Below are 17,476 nucleotides of genomic sequence, written 5' to 3'. Positions count from 1 at the left end.
GTGCAACACTTCCGTGGCCAGGTGACACGCGTCATAGTCCGGTAAGTCCCATTCGGTGCCGTCTCGGCGCAGAACCGTTGCGGGTCAAGGATTCCCGATAAGGCTGTCGGCATGACGGTCTGCCGCCTGCTCAGGAGAAGTCGTGCTCCGGCGCCTCGCTCGCGTGGGTGGCGCCGATCCAGTGCAGCAGCCGGTGGACCGTGTCGTCGGCGAGCCGGTACCGCACGATCCGCCCTTCCTTGCTGCTGGCGACCCAGCCCTGCTGGCGCAGGATGCGCAGCGCCTGGGACGCGGCGGTGGCCGACATGCCGACGGCGGCGGCGAGATCGCTGACGCTGATGTCGGGTGCGTAGTGCAGGCAGACCAGCAGGCGCAGGCGGTTGGCGTCGGAGAGCAGATCGAACCGGCCCGCCCAGTGCTCGATCGCCATGATGTCCAGACCGGACGCCGCGCGGCGGGCGTGCTCGGGATTCAACGGAGGACTTACTGCCACTCTTCTACTCTGCCACCTCGCCGACCGTCCCTCGCCGGGGATCGATCCGGCGAGCCGAATACGTACACATCTGTTCACGTGAACACATGACAGCGTATTGTCTCGCGAGGTGAGCAGTACGTTGGCAATGCATATGAGCGACGGCATCGTCGATGTCCCGACCAGTGCCCTCTTCGCCGTCATCGCCGTCGCCGGACTGGCTTTCGCGGCCTGGCGGGCGCGCGCCGAACTCGACGAGCGGGCCGCGCCGATGGCGGGATTGGTCGCGGCGTTCATCTTCGCGGTGCAGATGGTCAACTTCCCGATCCTGCCGGGCGTGAGCGGTCACCTCCTGGGCGGGGCACTGGCGGCGATCCTGGTGGGGCCCTACGTCGGTGCGCTGTGCGTGGCGATCGTGCTCGTCGTCCAGGCGCTGCTGTTCGCCGACGGCGGGTTGAGCGCGCTGGGCACGAACATCACCAACATGGCCCTCATCGGTGTCGCGGTCGGGTATGCGGTCGCGCGCCGGCTGCTGCCGGTACTTGTCGACCGCGTCCGTTCCGGCCTCGGCATCGTCGCGTTCCTCGCCGCGTTCGTCGCAACGGTCTGCGCCGCAATGGGTTTCGTGCTGGAGTACGCGATCGGCGGTGCGGCGGGCTCGACGGTCGGCGCGGTGGCCGGGTACATGCTGATCACCCATGCGCTGATCGGCGTGGGCGAAGGGATCATCACCGCGATCACCGTGGTCGCCGTCGTCAACGCGCGCCCCGATCTGGTCTATGTGCTGCGCCGGGCGCGGGGCGGCGCAGCGCCGGTGCGCGCGCGAGTGTCGATGACCGGATTCCTCTGGGCCTTCGCCGCGGTCGCGGTGCTGATCGCGGGATTGCTGTCCTACGTGGCCAGTTCGCAACCCGACGGCCTCGACGCCACCACGCAACGCGGCTGCACGGTGGTGCAGACCGAGGGTGCCGAAGAACTGCGCGGTGAATGTATCGCGCAGAACGCCGAGGAGCACCGGTTCGCGAATTCGCCGCTGGCCGACTACACGATCGACGGCGACGACGGACTCACCGGGTTGGCGGGCGTGCTCGGCGTCGCCGCCGCCTTCGCCGCCTTGTTCGCCGTGCTCCGGATGATCCGGGCGGGCCGGGCCCGAGGCCGGGATACCCACGCGCACAACGAGTCTGCAGACGAACGCGCGCAACCGGGAACGCCGTAGGTGCCCGGTACGAGCAATCGCCTTTATCTGCCCGGCGCCTCGCCCGCGCATCGCGCGCCGGTCGAGGTGAAGATCGTCTGTGCAATGCTGACCGTGTGCGCCGTCGTCGCGACGCCACGAGAGTTGTTCTGGCCCTTCGCTTGCTACGCGCTCGGGTTGATCGCACTGTGGCGGTGGATCGGTGTCCCGGTGCGCTGGATCGCGCCGCGGCTGCTGATCGAGCTGCCTTTCGTGGTGCTGGCGGTGTTGCTGCCCTTCGCGGCGGGCGAGCCGCGCACCACGGTGCTCGGGCTTTCGCTGTCCACGACGGGCCTCTACGCGGCATGGGGCATCGTGGCGAAAGGGGCGATCGGCGTCGGTGTTTCGCTGACCTTGGCGGCAACCACCGCGGTCCGGGAGCTGCCCGGTGGATTGACCCGGCTGCGTGTCCCGGGCCTGATCGTCACCATCGTGGTGCTGATGCTGCGCTACGTCGATGTGCTGGCCGACGAGGCGGCGCGCATGCGGCTGGCCCGGATCTCGCGCGGCGACGACCCCCGCACGCTGCGGCAGGCGGGCGCGACCGCGCGCGGCGTGGGCAGCCTGTTCCTGCGGTCCTATGAAAGAGGTGAACGCGTGCATCTGGCCATGCTGTCGCGGGGTTTCACCGGCGCTGTGCCGGATCTCGGTGAGCGGCCTGCCGTGCCGCGGCAATGGTTGCTCGGCTGCCTGCCTGCGGTCGTGGCCGTCGGAATCTGCCTGGGCGCCTGGGCGGTTCGGTGACCGCGGCACCGGCGCCCGCGGTGCGCCTGCTGGACCTGCGGTTCGCGTACCCGGACGGCACCGCGGCGTTGCACGGGGTAGACCTCGAGATCGCCCATGGTGAGCGCGTCGCCGTGCTCGGACCCAACGGTGCGGGGAAGTCGACGCTGATGCTGCACCTCAACGGTGTGCTCCTCGCGGCATCCGGCGAAGTGCACATCGGCGGAACACGATTGGGCCGCGAGACCGTGCGCGCCATCCGGGAGCGGGTGGGCGTGGTCTTCCAGGATCCGGACGATCAGCTGTTCATGCCGACCGTCGCGCAGGATATCGCGTTCGGACCGGCCAATTTCGGCGTGCGCGGCGCGGCGCTCGCCGAGCGGGTCCGGGACGCGCTCGCCGCGGTCGGGATGACCGACCAGGCGCAGCGCGCGCCGGCCCGGCTCTCCCTGGGCGAACGCCGCCGCGCCGCCTTGGCCACCGTCTTGGCTTGCCGGCCCGACGTTCTCGTCCTCGACGAGCCCGCCGCCAACCTGGACCCGGTCGCGCGCCGCGAACTCGCCGAGATCCTGCTGACCCTGCCCACCACGCTGCTCATGGTCACCCACGACCTGCCATACGCCCACCGCGTCTGCGACCGCGCCGTGATCCTCGACGGGGGCCGGATCGTCGCCGACGGCCCGATCGACAGCGTCCTCGCCGACGCCGAACTCCTTGCCGCCCATCGCCTCAGCTGACGCGGACACCGGCGACATCGCTGCCGCGGTCAGGCTGTCTGTGTGTCGGCGGCCCGGCGGATGTGGTCGGCGAGCGCGGTCAGGGCCGGGGAGGAGAGGTCGGCCTTACTGCCCCAGGCGATCACGTGGTGGCGGTGGGACCAGGCGTCGGACAGCTCGCACACGTCGAGGGTGGGGTCGGCGTGGATCGCATTGCGGGGCACGATGGCCAGGCCGACGCCCGCGGCGACCAGCGTGATGACGGTGGTGAGGTTGGCGACGCGGGTGCGGTAGCGGGGGAGTGGACCGCCCTGCACCCCGACGTGCTGTTCGATCCACTGCTGCAGCGACGAGCCGGTATCCAGGCCGACCAGGGGATGCTCGGCGACCTCCCGGAAGGTCAGCATCGTTCTGCCCGCGAGGATTCCGCCCGCCTGTCCGATCGCCACGAGCGAACCGTCGCAGAGCGGTTCGACCGCCAGCCCGCAATCGCCCGCCTCGTTGCCGATCACGATGCCGAGATCGGCCGCGCCGTCGGTGAGCATCCGGACCATCTGCGGGGTACGGCGTTCCGCGACAACGACATCGATGCCGGGTTGCGCACGCAGAAACGAGATCAAGGCCCGCGGCACGATCTGATGCATCGCACCGCCGCCACTCAACAGGGTGAGCCCGACTTCGGGTGAACTCGTATACCCGGCGAGCGCGCTGTCCAGCCGTGCGGTCTGCCGCAGCACCTCCCGCGCATGCCGTGCCAGCGTGCTACCCGCCGGTGTCGGGCGGACGCCGCGACGGCCACGGATCAGCAGCGCCAGACCGGCCTGATGTTCCAGCGCGCGGATCCGCGCGCTGGCCGAAGGCAGGCTCAGATGCATCCGTTGCGCGCCTGCCGTGATGGACCCTTCCGAGACCACGTCGAGGAACAGCCGTAAATCGACCAAGTCGTAGTGCACCGCTTCAGCCTAAGGCGCTGCCTGAGGCTGCATGCGTGGATTGCGCATTGTGGGTGATCGGCCCGTCGGCGACGCTAGGTATCTGGCGTGCTCATTTCACGCCGCAGACGTGGGCGAGGCGGAATCGAGGTGCCGTGGTGACTAAACCTGTCGCGAACCCTGGCGAAGTAGGCTACGCGCCGGGCGGCCCCGATGCCGACGTCGTACGGCTGCTCCGGGTCTTCGGCCGCCGTGCCTTGTTCTTGGCGGCGCTGGCACTGCTGGCCGGGCAGCAGCTGCTGGCGCTGTTGCTCTTGCTCGCCGGTCTGGCACTCCTGGTGGTACCCGGATCGGGCTGGTCGGATGGTGAGTCGCCGGACCAGTAGTCGCCCGGGCCCGGCGACTCACTTGCGATCGAACCGATCAGGCGGCGGCACCGAACCAGTGCGTCAACGCCTCGTGCAGGCTCGCTGCGGCGGTGGCGGCGGGCTCGCCCACCCCCGCGGCCCAGGCAATGTGGCCGTCCGGGCGGATCAGCAGTGCGTCGGCGAGCTGCTCGTCCGTTTTGGCGACCTGAATCTCGATGCGGTGCAGCCACTTCCGGCCGATCTCGGTGAACTCGGGCCGCTCGGACAATACGAGCAGTACCGGCCGTCCGCCGGGCATCAGTTCGGCGACGCTCGTCGCGCCGCGGTCGGTGTGCAGCGGGAGATCGGGGACGAAGGTGCCGGTCAGGACGTGGTCGCCGGGCATCGGGTAGCGAATGTCGGTGCCGCCGACCATGGCTCCGATCCGGCGCAGGGCCGGTTCGTCGCCGAGTATTTCCTGGAACACCGTGCGCAGTGCCTCCGCGGCGTCGTCATGGCCGCGGCGCAGCGCGACCTGAGCCCTGGTCTGCAACCGAGCCCGCGCTCCGGCGAAATGACGTTCCTCGTGGTAAGTGTCCAGCAGTCCGGCCGGCGCCCAGCCCTGCACGTCGGCGGCCAGTTTCCAGGCCAGGTTGACCGCGTCGATCATGCCGACGTTGAGCGCGGTGCCGGTGGCGGGCAGCAGGTGCGCCGCGTCGCCGGCCAGCAGAACGCGCCCGGCACGGTAGGTTTCGGCCTGCCGATCCTTGAAGGTGAAGCGGGACAGGCGCTTCGGATCCGACATCGGCAGCTCGACACCGAGCAACCGGCGCACGCTGTCGGCGAGTTCGGCCAGGGTCAGCGGCTCGTCGTCGTCATAGTCGGTGGTGTCGTCCTCGACGGTCTGCAGGAACAGTCCGCCCGGATTGGGTGCGAAGGCGAACATGCCGCGGTCGGTCCGGTTGAACCCGAAGGGGAGCCGGCCGAGCCCGGGGACCTCGATATCGCCGTTGTCGTGCACCGTGACCGAATCCCCTACGGACACTTGGGCAACGCGATTCACCTCGGGATAGGTGGTGCCCGGGAACGCGATACCGGCGAGCGTGCGGATGTCGCTGCGGCCGCCGTCGCAACCCACCAGGTACTGCGCGGTCAGCTCGTACGGTCCGTCCGGGCCACGCACCTCCACGGTGACTGCGGCCTCGTCCTGGCGCAGTCCGACCACTCGGTGGCCGCGACGGATCTCGGCGCCGAGTTCCGCGGCGCGCTCGGCGAGCAGGCGCTCGATCTCCCGCTGCGGCAGCGGTACCGCGCGCAGCGGTGGATCAGCCAGTTCGGTGAAGTCCAAGTGGGTTCCGCCGAAGGGGAACCGGGCGGCGATGTGCGGGTTACCGCTGGCGGCCTCGAAACGGTCGAGGATGCCGCGGTAGCGCAGCACGTCCAGGATCTGGCCGGCGATGCCGCTGGCCTTGGGGACGTCTCGGGGTGCCAGGTGCTTCTCCAGCACCAGCGGCCGGATACCGGCCAGGCTCGATTCGGCGGCCAGCGTCAGGCCGGTCGGCCCGGCGCCCACGATGATCACGTCGATGTCGGTCACGCATTACTCCCAAAAGTCCGCAGGTGATGGTCGAGCTCGGCAATTCTGCGGCACACCCCGGGTCTTGCCGCAAGGCCCCCGGTGAGCTATATGTTGAGAAGGGAAGGGATCGACCACTCGCCGTTTTCCCGCAAAATCCTCCACACGGTACGCGAGGCCGCGCTGTGTCCGGCCCTGGGCCTTGTTGTCCAATGAGTAGCTGGCGGCATCCAGTGCCCCCGCCCGGTGCCGAATCCGGGCAGTGGGTTCCGGCGTGGAACCATCGGGAAGTACCAGTGTGCGCGGTAAAAAGCTATGATCGGCGTGGATACGGTGTTGTTTGCGACGGTGACGGGCGCGCGCGCCGTCGGTGGTTTCCAACATCGGAGTAGAAGCTCATGGCCGCAGAACCGAGCCGGATCGGCGTCGATTCCAGTGTCGCCGAACGTGGTCCGACGGCTCTGCGGATCGCGGTGGGCGGTCAACTGCGCAAACTTCGCGAAGCGCGAGGCATCACGCCGCAGGTCGCGGCGGACCACATCCGTGGCTCGTACGCCAAGATCAGCCGGCTCGAGCTCGGCCGGACCGGGTTCAAAGAACGCGACATCGTCGACCTGCTGAGCCTGTACGGGGTCACCGACACCGAACAGCGTGCCAAGTTCGTCGATCTGGCGCGCAAAGCGAACCAGCCGGGCTGGTGGCACCGGTACAGCGATCTGCTGCCGCAATGGTTCGAGACCTACATCGGCCTCGAGGGCGCGGCGCGAACGATCAGAACCTTTGAGGGACAACTGGTTCCGGGTCTACTGCAAACCGAGGACTACGCCGCGGCCGTCGTCGCGGTAGGCCACCAGAACAGCGAGGCCGTGCGGCGCGCCGAACGGCGCGGCTCGGGCCAGCGCATCGATGTACAGGCGGCGCGCCGGGTGGAGCTGCGCACGAAACGCCAGGAGATCCTCGACGTGCCCGGCGGGCCGATGCTGTGGGCGGTGCTGGACGAGGCCGTGCTGCACCGCCCGGTCGGCGGCCGGCACGTGCAGCGCGCGCAGCTCGAGCACCTCATCGAGATGTCGGCCAAGCCGAGCGTGACCATCCAGGTGCTGTCCTACCGGACCGGCGCGAACGCGGCGGCGGGCAGCTCGTTCACGATGCTGCGTTTCGCCGAGCGCGAGCTGCCCGACATCGTCTATCTGGAACAGCTCACCACCGCCCTCTATCTGGATCGCCCGGACGAAGTCCGGCACTACCGCGAAGTGATGGACCGGCTCGCCGTGCAAGCCGACACCCCGGCGCGATCCCGGGACCTCATGATCGCCGCGGCGGCGGAACTCTAGTCCGGCCGGCGGTTCCGTCGCCGCGTGCGCCGCCTTGTCGGCCTCGGCGAGGAAGGCGGGCCGACCATCGGCCCCGGGAACGTCCACAACGCGCGCCGGTGACGGGTGGGTGAAATTGTGGAGACGAGGTGGGGCGGGGGGTAGTGGTGGGGGTGCGGTGTGCGTCATCGTGGACTGCGGCGGCCCGGTTGACTGCTTGTTTGTGTAGGCATGCGGTCAGATGTGCTGGGGCGCTGTGGGTTTGATGTTCGCAGCGTGGATGGGGCGGAGCGGGTCTGATGAGTCTGTATCTCCCGGAGGAACTCCGCTGGCTCGGCTGGATCGCCGGATCGAGCTGGCCCGACGGTGACGAGGACGCCATGTGGGCGATCGCCGCGGCCTGGAAGACCGCGAGCGAGGAACTGCAGGCGCAACTTTCGCAGATCGATGCGGCCGAGAAGGACACGATGCTCGCCTATCCGCAGGGTGCGGCGAGCGAGGCGATGGGGCGGCTCTTCGACGGGCTGCGCAGCGGCGACCAGTCCCTGGAGTCGCTGGCGCAACTGCTACAGCAGATTTCGGACTCGACCTTCGATCTGGGCACCCAGCTGCAGGCGACCAAGCTGACCATCATCATCTCGCTGTGCTGGCTGGCCATAGAAATCCTGTGGGCCTGGCTGTTTCCGCCGACCGCGCCCGTGGTCGAGGCCGCGGCGGTCAGTTACACCCGCTCGTTCCTGCGGGTGTTCGAGGACATGGTGCAGAACGCGATCACCAGATTGGCGCGCAAATTGGGCGCCTCCGCCGAGAAGCGGTACTTCTGGAAGTCGTTGGCGGGTGGGCGTTTCGTGCTGCCGACCGCGAAGGGCTGGGGCGTCTACACGGTGAAGGTCGGCGAAAGCGCCCTCACCTCAGGGGGACTGAACGCGGCCGTGCAACTCGGGCAGATGGCGGACGGGAAGCGGCGGCACTTCGACGGCAAGGAATTCGGCGTGTCGGTGTTCGCCTCGGTGGCGAGTACCCTGCCCTCGCGCGAGTTCGCGCGCTACCTCGGCCGGGGGATCGACAAGTTCGGTGCGCGCTCGCTGGACAACGTGTGGGGGCGCACCGGGCGGGGTGCGTTCATCGGCGCGGCGTCGGGCGTGGTGGGCTCGGCGACGGGCAATCTCGCGGTGGGGGTGGCAACCGGGGACTGGTCGTCGTTCGCGTCCCCGAACGGGTGGGTGGGCGGTATCGCGCGTGGCGGGCTCGTCGGCGGTGCGCGCGGCGCTTTCGCCAAGTCGAGCCCGATCTCGTCGTCGGATGTGCGGTACCGACTGTGGATGCACAAGCCCGGCGCGCCGCGCAGCCCGGCATCCGACGCAGCGAGTCGCGGGGGTTCGTCGGTGCACGACGGCTCGAGCCGCGGGTCCGGCGGATCGTCTATTCCGTTGCGGTCCTTGGACGGCAACGGCGGCAGCCGTGCCGGTTCGGCCACGGAGGGGTCGTCGGTGTCGGGCAGTCAAGGGACACAAGGGGGTTCGCAGCGGAACGGTACCGGAGGGAGCCACGCCACATCGGTCGCCGGTGGGTCGGTGGGCTCCGGCGGTCAAGGGACACAGGGCGGTTCGCACAGCGGTGGCTCACGTGCGGCCGGTTCGTCCGGTGACGGCGGCAGTTCGCACGGCACTGGTCCGGCGCGCTCGGTGACCGAAAGCGCCGCCGGGTCCCAGCATTCGCAGCCGTCGGTGCGCGGCTCGCAGGGCGGTCCGCCCGCGGTTCGCCCGGCCGACGGCACATCGGTGCGCGGCGAGACGAACAGTCGCGCGAGCGCGGACGGTGACGGCCGGTCCGTGCACAGCGACGGCCGCGGCACCCTCGACAGCGACGGCCGGTCCTTTCACACCGGTCACACCGGCCGGGCGACGGTCGACAGCGAAGGGCAGTCGTTCCACACCGCGCGGGATTCCTTTCATTCGGCGCGGGAGTCCCTCGGCAGTGGCGGGTCGTCCGTGCACGGGTCCAACGGCGGCGGTTCCGTGGTTTCGGGCGGCAGTGGTCAGTCGTCGGTGCATGGGTCGGCGGGTGGCGGTTCCGTGGTCTCAGGCGGTAGCGGTCAGTCGTCGGTGCATGGGTCGGCGGGTGGCGGCTCTGTGGTCTCAGGCGGTAGTGGCCAGGCGTCCGTGCACGGTTCTGCGGGTGGCAATTCCGTGGGTACGAATGGCGGCGGTTCGTCGTCGGTGCAGGGATCCAACAGCACCGCAGGGTCTTCGGGGCGCAACGGCTTCGTGCCGCCCACCTCGTGGCAGGCCTCGGTCGACGGCGGTTGGCGGCCGCCGAGCGGTTCCGGCTCGGTGGCGGACGGGATTGCTCCGGGGCGTGCCGCTACGCCGGGCACCGGGTCGCCTGCGGGCAGCCCTGTTCCGGGCGGTTCGGTGCAGGGTGGTTCGGTCGGCCAGCATTCGAACGGTTCCAGCGGCTCGTCCGGCTCGGGCTCTTCCATCACCACTGCGCCACCGCCCGGCGGAGGTGGCGCCACGCATGGCGGCGGTGGCACGAACAACCCTGGCAATCAGGGCACCAGACCGCAGGAGCCGTTCCTCGGACCCGGCAAGGACATGAAGGGCAAGACCCGGCCGAAACAGCTGCCGCATTGGGCTCCGCTGCCCAGGCCGTTCCACGGGCCCGAGGCGCCGGACAGTTCGGTGTGGGTGCTCGAACAGACCGGGCCCGACGACGCGGAACCGGGCACAGACGACGAAAAACCTTCAGTGGACGTGCCTTTCAAGCTCTGAACGAACCCGTAATCACAAGGAGAGGGATAGACGGTGGCCGACAAGGTCGAGGTCGACACGAACCAATTGCGCCGGGCCGCGGGCGACTGCGATCGGATCCACGACAGCATCTCGCGCACGCTGGGCACCCTTCGCACCACGGTGGCCGGTTCCGGCACCCCGTGGGGGAAGGACAGTTTCGGCAACAAGTTCGCCCAGGGTGAGAAGGGCTATCTCGCCGCCCGGGAGAACTTGCTCGCGGCGATCGATCAGATGTCCACCACCTTCGCCGAATACGCCACGGGCCAGCGGAACGCCGCCGACCAGATGGACGCGATGGACGCAGCGAACTCGGGCCGCTGACCGGACCGGCACACATACCGTGCGTCGGTAGGCGGTTCGCCGCGCGGACCGATGTCATTGCGGCGGTGTGGTATCCGCCTTGCGGCTAGGGTGACCTTGTGGAGCCGGACGTGCAGAGGACGCATGCCTCATCCTTCGGCGCGGCCGCGCAGGCGTACGCCGCGCACCGCCCGGACTACGCGCCCGCCGCGGTGCGCTGGGCGCTGGAACGCGCGCCCGGGCCGCGGGTGCTGGACCTCGGTGCCGGAACCGGCAAGCTGACCGGAACTTTGGCGTCCTCGGCCGCCGATGTCGTCGCGGTGGAACCCGATCCGGCGATGCTGGCCGAGTTGCGCCGTGCCCTGCCGTCCGTCCGGGCGTTGCCGGGCAGCGCCGAGTCGATACCGCTGCCGGACGCGTCCGTCGACGCGGTGCTGGCGGGTAACGCCCTGCATTGGTTCGATATGGGCGTCGCGGGCCCCGAGATAGCGAGGGTCCTCGCGCCCGGCGGCATTCTGGCCGGACTGTGGAACGTCATGGACGACCGGGTGGACTGGGTGGCCGGACTCGAAAAGGTCAGTGGCGCTGCCGCGATCGGCTCGCGGGACACCCGCACCAGTTGGCGGGCCGCCACCGCGACCTTGCATCTGCCTGCCACGGGCCTGCCCGCGCGATTCGGTGCGCCGGAGCAGGCCGAGTTTCCACACGGGCAGCGGCGCACGGCCGACGCCCTCGTTGCGACCCTCGGAACGCGCGCGGGCATGCTCGTGATGCCGGAACCCGAACGCGCGGCCGCCCTCGGCCGTATCCGCGCGTTCCTCGCGAGCACACCGGAGACGAGCGGTGGCGAATTCGTCCTTCCGCTGCTTACGGGAGTCTTACGCGTCCGGCAGTTGCGCACGTGACCGAGACCGTTCCGGAAAGCGGATCCTGAACGAGCGCAGAGCGTTTCAACCCACCAGTGCGGCGTTGCTCATATGTCGCAACACCCGGCCCAGCACCGCGGGAGCGAGGAGCGTGTCCGGGGTCGCGGTCAATTGGAGCACGCTGACGACGGCCGCCGCCACCAGGTCGTCGGTCGCGGCCGCCCGGGCCATGCGTGCGACATAGCGGTCCAGCAATCTGCTCTCGAGGGTAGGTGCGATACCCGAGGCCGGGAACCGGGAATCCATCCTGGTCGCGAACGTCCAAGCGGCCTCGACCGGGTCGGCGACCGCTCGAAAGAACTGCTGCGCCAGATCGTTCGGACCCGCTTCGAGCAGCTCACGCAGGATCACGGCCGACCTGGCGGCCATCGACATGCCTTGCCCGTGTACCGGATTGAAGCTGCACACTGCGTCGCCGAGGACCAGATATCCGGCCGGGAATTCGTCGAGTTCTTCGTAGTGGCGGCGGACACTGGTCGGGTAGCGCATCTTGACCGGCTCGCTGATCCGCGTCGCGGTGCGCAGGAAGTCCGCGAAATCGTCGGTGGGCAGCGACTGCGCGAAAGTCAGGAGGGTGTCGTCGTCCATCGGCGGTTGTGCGCCGAAGAGGCCACCGATGGTGAGGATGAACTCGTCGTTCTCCTGGGCGAGCAGGAACGTCCCGCGTGGCGACCCGGGAAACGGGCTGACAATGGTGCCGGGCCGGCCGTTCAAGTGCTGGGGCTCGCGTCGGTACGAGCGTGTGACATAGGTCGTGTCGACGGGCATCTTCGATTCCCGCGGCGGCTGGAAGCCGAGCTCTGCCAACCAGAGCGGCGACCGACCGCCCCGGCCGCTGGCGTCCACCACGAGATCGGCCGGCAGCACGGTGGGCGCGCCGCCGCGCGCCCGCGATTGCACCCGCACACCGGTCACGCGACGCCGGTCCGTCGGCGCGACCGGATTCAGTACGGCACAGTTGTCGACGATCGTCACGTTCGGCAGGGCGGCAACCCGGTCGCGCAGTATCGATTCGAGCAGGCAACGGCTCGACACCACACCACGTCCACGTTGCGGCGGCGCCTGGATGCGATATCCGTCGAGGTACCAATCGAGACCGGACCAGAACGGAACGGCGCCGGCGAGCACCATATCGTCGCCGAAGCCGGGAAAGAGGTGCTCGAGGGCGATCGCGCCCCCGGCGAGCAGGGAATGGACGTGCCTGCCCTGCGGCACGGCCCGGCGGTGCCCGGCACCGGCCGGGAGCACGTCCCGCTCCACGACGGTGACCTCCGCAAAGATTCCCGAAAGTGCCTGCGCGGCAGTCAGTCCGGCAATACTGGCGCCGATCACCACGGCGCGGTCGGTGTTCTCGATTGTTGCTGTCGCACTGCTCATTCGAGCTGGTTTCCGTTCGTCTCGGCGGCCAGTAGCCTGTCGAAAAGGGCGTCTCGGCGACGCCAGGGTTCTGATGCGGCGGGGGGTGGCCGCACAAAACCATCTGGTCGTACGCAACGGTATTGCGGGACACCGGGTTCGGTGCCCAGCTGAGCGGCTGAATGAGTCATCCGATGGGCCGGAACGACTCGTCGAGTGGTGTGCGCGCCATCGACGCAGCCGGGTGTCGGAGATGTGCGGGCAGGGTGGGGGGATGGAGCGGTCCGGGCAGCGGGGACTGTCGCGTGCGACGGGCACCGGTGCTCGGTGGGCTCCGCGCCGGCATGGCGTGGGCTAGATTCTCTCCGGGGTCGTGGCACGGATTCGGGTGTCCGGCCCGTCAGGTGTCCGGGGAGGAACGTCGTGGTTGTGCAGCCGGGGACTCGGTTCGCCGGGTTCACCATCGAGCGGGTGCTCGGTGCGGGCGGAATGGGCATCGTGTATCTGGCGCGGCACCCGCGGATGCCGCGGCGGGTGGCGCTGAAGGTGCTCACCGACAGTTTCCACACCGACCGAAAGACGCGCTCCGCCTTCGATCGGGAGGCGCGCCTGGCCGCCGGGCTGGAGCACCCCAACATCGTCTCCGTCTACGACCGCAGTGCCGCCGAAGATCCGGCGCTGTGGCTGGCGATGCGCTACATCGACGGCGGTGACGCGGCGGGATTGCTCGGCGGCCATCCGGACGGGCTTGCGCCGGAGCGGGTGGTGCGACTGCTCACCGACGCCGCGCACGCGCTGGATTACGCGCACGCGCAAGGGGTCCTGCACCGCGACGTGAAGCCGGCCAATCTGCTCATCGAGCACGATGTCCGGCACGGGGAACGCGCGGTGCTCACCGATTTCGGGATCGCGCGCACGCTCGACGACACGGTGACGCTGTCCGGTATCGCCGCCACCTTCGCCTACGCGGCACCAGAACGTTTCAGCGACGCGGTCGCCGACCATCGCGCCGACGTATACTCGTTGGGCTGCACCCTCTTTCAGCTGTTGACCGGACAGCATCCGTTCCCGCGCAAAGATCAGGCGGCCGTGATCGGCGCACACCTGGCCGCCCCACCGCCCACCCCGCGCGAGCGCCGCCCGGACCTCCCCGCCGCCCTCGACATCGTCATCGCCACGGCCATGGCCAAGTCACCCGGGGACCGCTACGACAGCTGTACCGCGCTCGCCGAAGCGACTGCCCAAGCTCTCACCCGCACCTCCCCGCCCTTGGAAACCCCACGGCCAGAGCCCTTTCCGATCCGCGCCGCACAGCCCGCCGACCTGGCGCTGCGAACCGGCGACAACGGGTCGGCTCGATCGGCCCCGACGGTCGCCAACGCCCTCGGCGGGGCGGCATCCGGTGACGGCCTGGCCCGGACAACCGCGACAGTGATCGGCAACGCGGCGCTGGTGCCGCCGCCGGACGGCGTCGATGCGCTGTCGGCAAAGCCCGTCGAGCACGGTGCTGCAGCGTCGGTGCTACCCGACAGTGAGGGTGCGGCGCGTTCGGCACCGACTGCTGCCGATGGTTCCACCCAGGCGGTACCCGCGCCGGGCGGTGAGGTGGTGGCGGTTGTTCGGCATGGGGCCGGTCGAGTGGCAGTGGGTCAGCTGCCGGAGAGGGCACGTTCCGCGACGCCCGGAGGTGCGAAATCCTGGCTGAGGGCGGGAGGTTCGGGGAAGCCGCGGCGGGTCGCGGTGGGCGCCGGGGTGCTGGTGACCGGGGTGGGTGTGGTCGTCGGGACGGTGTTCGCGGTACGCGGTGACGACGCCTCGCCTGGACAGGGGACGACGACCTCTGCTGTGCGGCAACAGACTACGTCGAACCCACCCGCGCCGACCACGACGCTCGCACCGACCACTGTCGCTGTGACATCGGCGCCGCTGCCCGCGGATGCCCCACCGCCGGACGATGTCGCGCCGCCCGGCGACACGCTGTCGCCCGCGCAGCCGGCGCCGCCCGTGCTCGCGCCGCCGGTCCAGCAGCGGCCGCAGCCGCAGCAACAGCAGGCGCCGCCGGTGGTACCGCAGACCCGAGTTCACCAGTGGCCCGGGTGAACTCGGGGCGGCGCTAGCCCGCGTTCGAGGTGCAGATGGTGTCGAGAATGAAGGCGGGTTTCACGATTTCCAGCAGCGGCGTGCCGACGTTCGGGCCGGCGAGTCGTAGCGCGTTGCCCTCCGCCTCGGCCGCCGTGCGGCCCGTGCCCGCGAAGTACATGGGCGAGGTGCCGAGCGGGGTGCGCCCGTCGACTTCGGCGACCGCGCCGCATTCGTTGTGGATCCGGGCCGCGATGTGGCACACCCCGTCACCACAGGCCGCCAGAGCCGCCTGGTCCGCCTCGTATTGGGTCGGATAGTCGGTGGCCTCACCGACTTTCATGGGCGCGACCGCGATGGCTCCGTACAGATCTCCGGCCGCGGTGGCGGTTCCCACACCGCTGCCGAGGATGGCCCAGGCGACCGCCGACACGGCCATGACCGCGGCGAATTTACTCGAGACCGTCATGCGCTCGCCCTCATCCCGCGTTCGACGTGCAGACGGTGGCCCGGATGAACGGGTCCAGGTGCATCGAACTACCCAGGGCGAGACCCATCATGGTGCCGAACGGTGTGTGCGGCACCTGCGCGAGGGCCATGCGCTCGGCGTCGGCGGCCGTGGCGCCCGTGCCGTAGTAGAACATGGTCAGCGGCCCCCACAGCCCGCGTGAATCGAATTGGGCCGCAGCGCCGCAACTGTCCTTGATCTGCAACTTGATCGAGCAGTACACGACGCCGCAGGCGTCCTTGGCGGCTTGGTCCGCGGCCGCCTGGGTCGGATAGTCGGTGACATAGCCGATCTGATGGTTGCCCACGGCGATCGCGCCGTAGAGACTCCCGGCCGCGTGCGCGGGACCGGCCGCGGCGCCGGCGATCGCGCCTGCCAGCGGAATCACCATGGCCAGCGCGGACTTTCGTATCGAAGACATGCAAACAACCCCCGAGGTCGGACAGCAAGTACCGGGCGATCATTGCGGTAATCGCGCCGACTGTCCAGCCCGAGTGCGTGAATCGAACCGCAGGCCCCGCACCGGAGCCTGCGATTCGACCGATGTCACATCGGATACACGGCGTGCTTACGCGGATTGAATTCCGGCTTGACCGTGGGCTTTTCGCGGAGCAGACGCAGTGCGTGCCGAATCTCCAAGCGGGTACGGGAAGGTTCGATGACGGCATCGATGTACCCGCGTTCGGCGGCGATCCACGGGGTCGCGATCGTCTCGTTGTAGTGGTTGACCATGAATTCGCGCGCCGCGGCCCGCTGTTCCTCCGGCACCGCCGCCAGTTGCCGCTTGCCGATGAGATCGACCGCGCTCTCCGCGCCGATCACCGCGATCCGGGCGGTCGGCCAGGCGAAGCTGATATCGGCGCCCACCTGCCGGGCCGCCATCATGCCGTAGGCCCCGCCGTAGGACTTGCGCACCACGAGATTGATGATCGGCACCGTGGCCTCGATGATCGCGCGCGGGACCCGCCCGCCGCGGATGATCACGCCGTTGGCCTCCTGCTCGAGGCCGGGCAGCACGCCGGGGGTGTCGACGACGAACACCAGCGGAATGTTGAACGCGTCGCAGAGCCGGATGAAGTAGGTCGACTTGTCCGAGCAGGCGGCATCGATCGAACCACCGAGTACCAGAGGCTGATTGGCGATCACGCCGACCGGCACGCCGTCGACGCGGGCGAACCCGGTGATCAGGTTCGGCGCGAAAGCCGCACGGATCTCGTGGAATTCGCCGTCGTCGAAGATCCGCAGCAGGATCTCGTGCATGTCGTACCCGGTCCGGTCGGAGTCGGGGATGATCGTGTCGAGCTCCCGGTCGGTGGCGGTGATCTCGGGCTCGAGACCGGGATTCACGATCAGCGGCTGTTCGAGACAACTCGTCGGCATGTAGCTCAGGTACTGCCGGGCCCATTCGTAGGCCTGCTCTTCGGTCTCGGCCACATGATGCAGGGTGCCGCGTTCGGCCTGCACCTTCGCCCCGCCGAGCGCCTCGGCGGTGATGTCCTCGCCGTTGACGGCTTTGATCACCTCTGGGCCGGTGACGAACATGTAGGAATCCTGGGTGCCGATCAGCACGTCGGTATTGATCGGCCCGTACACCGAGCCCGCCGCGCACTTGCCGAGGATGATCGAGACTTGGGGGACATAGCCGGACAGCTTCTCCAGCACCCGGGAGATGTCGCCGAACGAGGCGATCGAGCCCACCGCGTCCTGGATCCGCGCGCCGCCGGAGTCGTTGATGGTCACCACCGGGCAGGCGTTGTCGAACGCGAACTGCAACGCCCGCATGAACTTTCGTGCGGAGGTGATGCCGACCGAGCCGCCGTAGACGGTCTGATCGTGCGCGATCACCACCACCGGACGCCCGCCGATCAGCCCCCGTCCGGTGACCAATCCGTCGCCGTAGAGCGCGTCCTTCTGATCGGGCTGCCGAGCCAAAGCGCTGGTCTCGATGAACGTTCCGGGGTCGAGCAGCATGTGCACCCGCTGTCGAACGCTGGGAATACTTTTCTTCTCCCGCTTGGCGATACCGGCCTCACCCGCCGGCTCCGCAGCGATCGCCAGGATCTTGACCAACTCATCCAGCTTCGCCTGGGTATCCACCACGCTCGCCGCCACCTTCCTCACCAACTGTCGTGCTGTCGTGCAGACGCGACGTTAAGCGGTGTGGACACCCGCACGGACCATCGGCCCCCATATGCG

General features: G+C 69.3%; 16 protein-coding genes and 1 pseudogene. 10 read left to right on the top strand and 7 right to left on the bottom strand.

Annotated features, from left to right (window positions below):
- Window positions 1-130: 130 nt before the first annotated feature.
- Window positions 131-493, bottom strand: coding sequence for an ArsR/SmtB family transcription factor (locus tag NVU01S_RS03190; protein WP_043681199.1), 363 nt, complete (start codon window positions 491-493; stop codon window positions 131-133).
- Window positions 494-620: 127 nt separating this feature from the next.
- Between NVU01S_RS03190 and NVU01S_RS44525 the strand changes: the two are divergent.
- From NVU01S_RS44525 to NVU01S_RS03175, 4 genes and pseudogenes are all read left to right on the top strand, one after another.
- A pseudogene (locus tag NVU01S_RS44525) lies at window positions 621-1,271 on the top strand (energy-coupling factor ABC transporter permease); the annotation flags it as partial.
- A gap of 33 nt (window positions 1,272-1,304) precedes the next feature.
- The gene (locus tag NVU01S_RS44520; protein WP_209444893.1) at window positions 1,305-1,691 is read left to right on the top strand and encodes a PDGLE domain-containing protein; all 387 of its coding nucleotides are present in this window, start codon (window positions 1,305-1,307) and stop codon (window positions 1,689-1,691) included.
- Complete coding sequence (cbiQ, locus tag NVU01S_RS03180; protein ID WP_043681201.1) at window positions 1,692-2,453, top strand: cobalt ECF transporter T component CbiQ; 762 nt, start codon at window positions 1,692-1,694, stop codon at window positions 2,451-2,453. It abuts the gene before it with no gap.
- The gene (locus tag NVU01S_RS03175) at window positions 2,450-3,169 is read left to right on the top strand and encodes an energy-coupling factor ABC transporter ATP-binding protein (RefSeq protein ID WP_043681202.1); all 720 of its coding nucleotides are present in this window, start codon (window positions 2,450-2,452) and stop codon (window positions 3,167-3,169) included. The genes cbiQ and NVU01S_RS03175 overlap by 4 nt, the downstream gene beginning before the upstream one ends.
- 29 nt (window positions 3,170-3,198) lie before the next feature.
- Here NVU01S_RS03175 and NVU01S_RS03170 read toward each other — a convergent pair whose 3' ends face one another.
- Window positions 3,199-4,101: a LysR family transcriptional regulator gene (locus NVU01S_RS03170; RefSeq protein WP_043681204.1), complete on the bottom strand. Its 903-nt coding sequence runs from the start codon at window positions 4,099-4,101 to the stop codon at window positions 3,199-3,201.
- Window positions 4,102-4,238: 137 nt separating this feature from the next.
- On the opposite strand from NVU01S_RS03170, the gene NVU01S_RS03165 reads away from it, so the two are divergent.
- Window positions 4,239-4,466 carry a hypothetical protein gene (locus tag NVU01S_RS03165; protein ID WP_156161969.1) on the top strand — a complete coding sequence of 76 codons (228 nt, stop codon included), beginning with the start codon at window positions 4,239-4,241 and terminating at the stop codon, window positions 4,464-4,466.
- A gap of 37 nt (window positions 4,467-4,503) precedes the next feature.
- Here the strand turns inward: NVU01S_RS03165 and NVU01S_RS03160 are convergent, their stop codons facing one another.
- On the bottom strand, window positions 4,504-6,024 hold the full coding sequence (locus NVU01S_RS03160) for an FAD-dependent monooxygenase (RefSeq protein WP_043681209.1): 1,521 nt from the start codon (window positions 6,022-6,024) through the stop codon (window positions 4,504-4,506).
- A gap of 377 nt (window positions 6,025-6,401) precedes the next feature.
- Between NVU01S_RS03160 and NVU01S_RS03155 the strand changes: the two genes are divergently transcribed.
- From NVU01S_RS03155 to NVU01S_RS03140, 4 genes are all read left to right on the top strand, one after another.
- Window positions 6,402-7,337 carry a Sco1979 family transcriptional regulator gene (locus NVU01S_RS03155; protein ID WP_043681211.1) on the top strand — a complete coding sequence of 312 codons (936 nt, stop codon included), beginning with the start codon at window positions 6,402-6,404 and terminating at the stop codon, window positions 7,335-7,337.
- A 278-nt stretch (window positions 7,338-7,615) separates the two neighbouring features.
- Complete coding sequence (locus NVU01S_RS03150) at window positions 7,616-10,090, top strand: WXG100-like domain-containing protein (protein ID WP_063048048.1); 2,475 nt, start codon at window positions 7,616-7,618, stop codon at window positions 10,088-10,090.
- A 33-nt stretch (window positions 10,091-10,123) separates the two neighbouring features.
- The gene (locus tag NVU01S_RS03145; RefSeq protein ID WP_043667666.1) at window positions 10,124-10,432 is read left to right on the top strand and encodes a type VII secretion target; all 309 of its coding nucleotides are present in this window, start codon (window positions 10,124-10,126) and stop codon (window positions 10,430-10,432) included.
- A 110-nt stretch (window positions 10,433-10,542) separates the two neighbouring features.
- On the top strand, window positions 10,543-11,316 hold the full coding sequence (locus NVU01S_RS03140; protein WP_244467182.1) for a class I SAM-dependent methyltransferase: 774 nt from the start codon (window positions 10,543-10,545) through the stop codon (window positions 11,314-11,316).
- Between the two features lie 45 nt (window positions 11,317-11,361).
- Here the strand turns inward: NVU01S_RS03140 and NVU01S_RS03135 are convergent, their stop codons facing one another.
- Window positions 11,362-12,714, bottom strand: a complete 1,353-nt coding sequence (locus NVU01S_RS03135) for an NAD(P)/FAD-dependent oxidoreductase (protein ID WP_043667661.1) — start codon at window positions 12,712-12,714, stop codon at window positions 11,362-11,364.
- Window positions 12,715-13,116: 402 nt separating this feature from the next.
- Here NVU01S_RS03135 and NVU01S_RS03130 point away from each other — a divergent pair, with 402 nt between their 5' ends.
- Complete coding sequence (locus tag NVU01S_RS03130) at window positions 13,117-14,793, top strand: serine/threonine-protein kinase (RefSeq protein WP_063048047.1); 1,677 nt, start codon at window positions 13,117-13,119, stop codon at window positions 14,791-14,793.
- Between the two features lie 13 nt (window positions 14,794-14,806).
- On the opposite strand, the gene NVU01S_RS03125 is transcribed toward NVU01S_RS03130, so the two are convergent.
- The 3 genes from NVU01S_RS03125 to NVU01S_RS03115 all read right to left on the bottom strand — a co-directional run bounded on the left by NVU01S_RS03125 (window position 14,807) and on the right by NVU01S_RS03115 (window position 17,380).
- Window positions 14,807-15,241: a DUF4189 domain-containing protein gene (locus NVU01S_RS03125; RefSeq protein ID WP_052280402.1), complete on the bottom strand. Its 435-nt coding sequence runs from the start codon at window positions 15,239-15,241 to the stop codon at window positions 14,807-14,809.
- A 10-nt stretch (window positions 15,242-15,251) separates the two neighbouring features.
- The gene (locus NVU01S_RS03120; protein WP_082031953.1) at window positions 15,252-15,701 is read right to left on the bottom strand and encodes a DUF4189 domain-containing protein; all 450 of its coding nucleotides are present in this window, start codon (window positions 15,699-15,701) and stop codon (window positions 15,252-15,254) included.
- Window positions 15,702-15,826: 125 nt separating this feature from the next.
- Entirely contained in the window at window positions 15,827-17,380 is a 1,554-nt protein-coding gene (locus NVU01S_RS03115) for an acyl-CoA carboxylase subunit beta (RefSeq protein ID WP_167829358.1), read from the bottom strand.
- Window positions 17,381-17,476: the final 96 nt, after the last annotated feature.

Origin of the sequence: Nocardia vulneris, from assembly GCF_001613425.1 — a bacterium.
Taxonomy (GTDB): Bacteria; Actinomycetota; Actinomycetes; order Mycobacteriales; family Mycobacteriaceae; genus Nocardia; species Nocardia vulneris.
This window is presented reverse-complemented; position numbering and strand designations above follow the sequence as displayed.

Bases quoted from the DNA above. Each gene is read 5' to 3' on its own strand.
- NVU01S_RS03150 (WP_063048048.1), top strand. From the start codon at position 7,616: ATGAGTCTGTATCTCCCGGAGGAACTCCGCTGGCTCGGCTGGATCGCC.
- NVU01S_RS03125 (WP_052280402.1), bottom strand. From the start codon at position 15,241: ATGACGGTCTCGAGTAAATTCGCCGCGGTCATGGCCGTGTCGGCGGTC.
- NVU01S_RS03135 (WP_043667661.1), bottom strand. From the start codon at position 12,714: ATGAGCAGTGCGACAGCAACAATCGAGAACACCGACCGCGCCGTGGTG.
- NVU01S_RS03120 (WP_082031953.1), bottom strand. From the start codon at position 15,701: ATGTCTTCGATACGAAAGTCCGCGCTGGCCATGGTGATTCCGCTGGCA.
- NVU01S_RS03155 (WP_043681211.1), top strand. From the start codon at position 6,402: ATGGCCGCAGAACCGAGCCGGATCGGCGTCGATTCCAGTGTCGCCGAA.
- NVU01S_RS44520 (WP_209444893.1), top strand. From the start codon at position 1,305: ATGACCGGATTCCTCTGGGCCTTCGCCGCGGTCGCGGTGCTGATCGCG.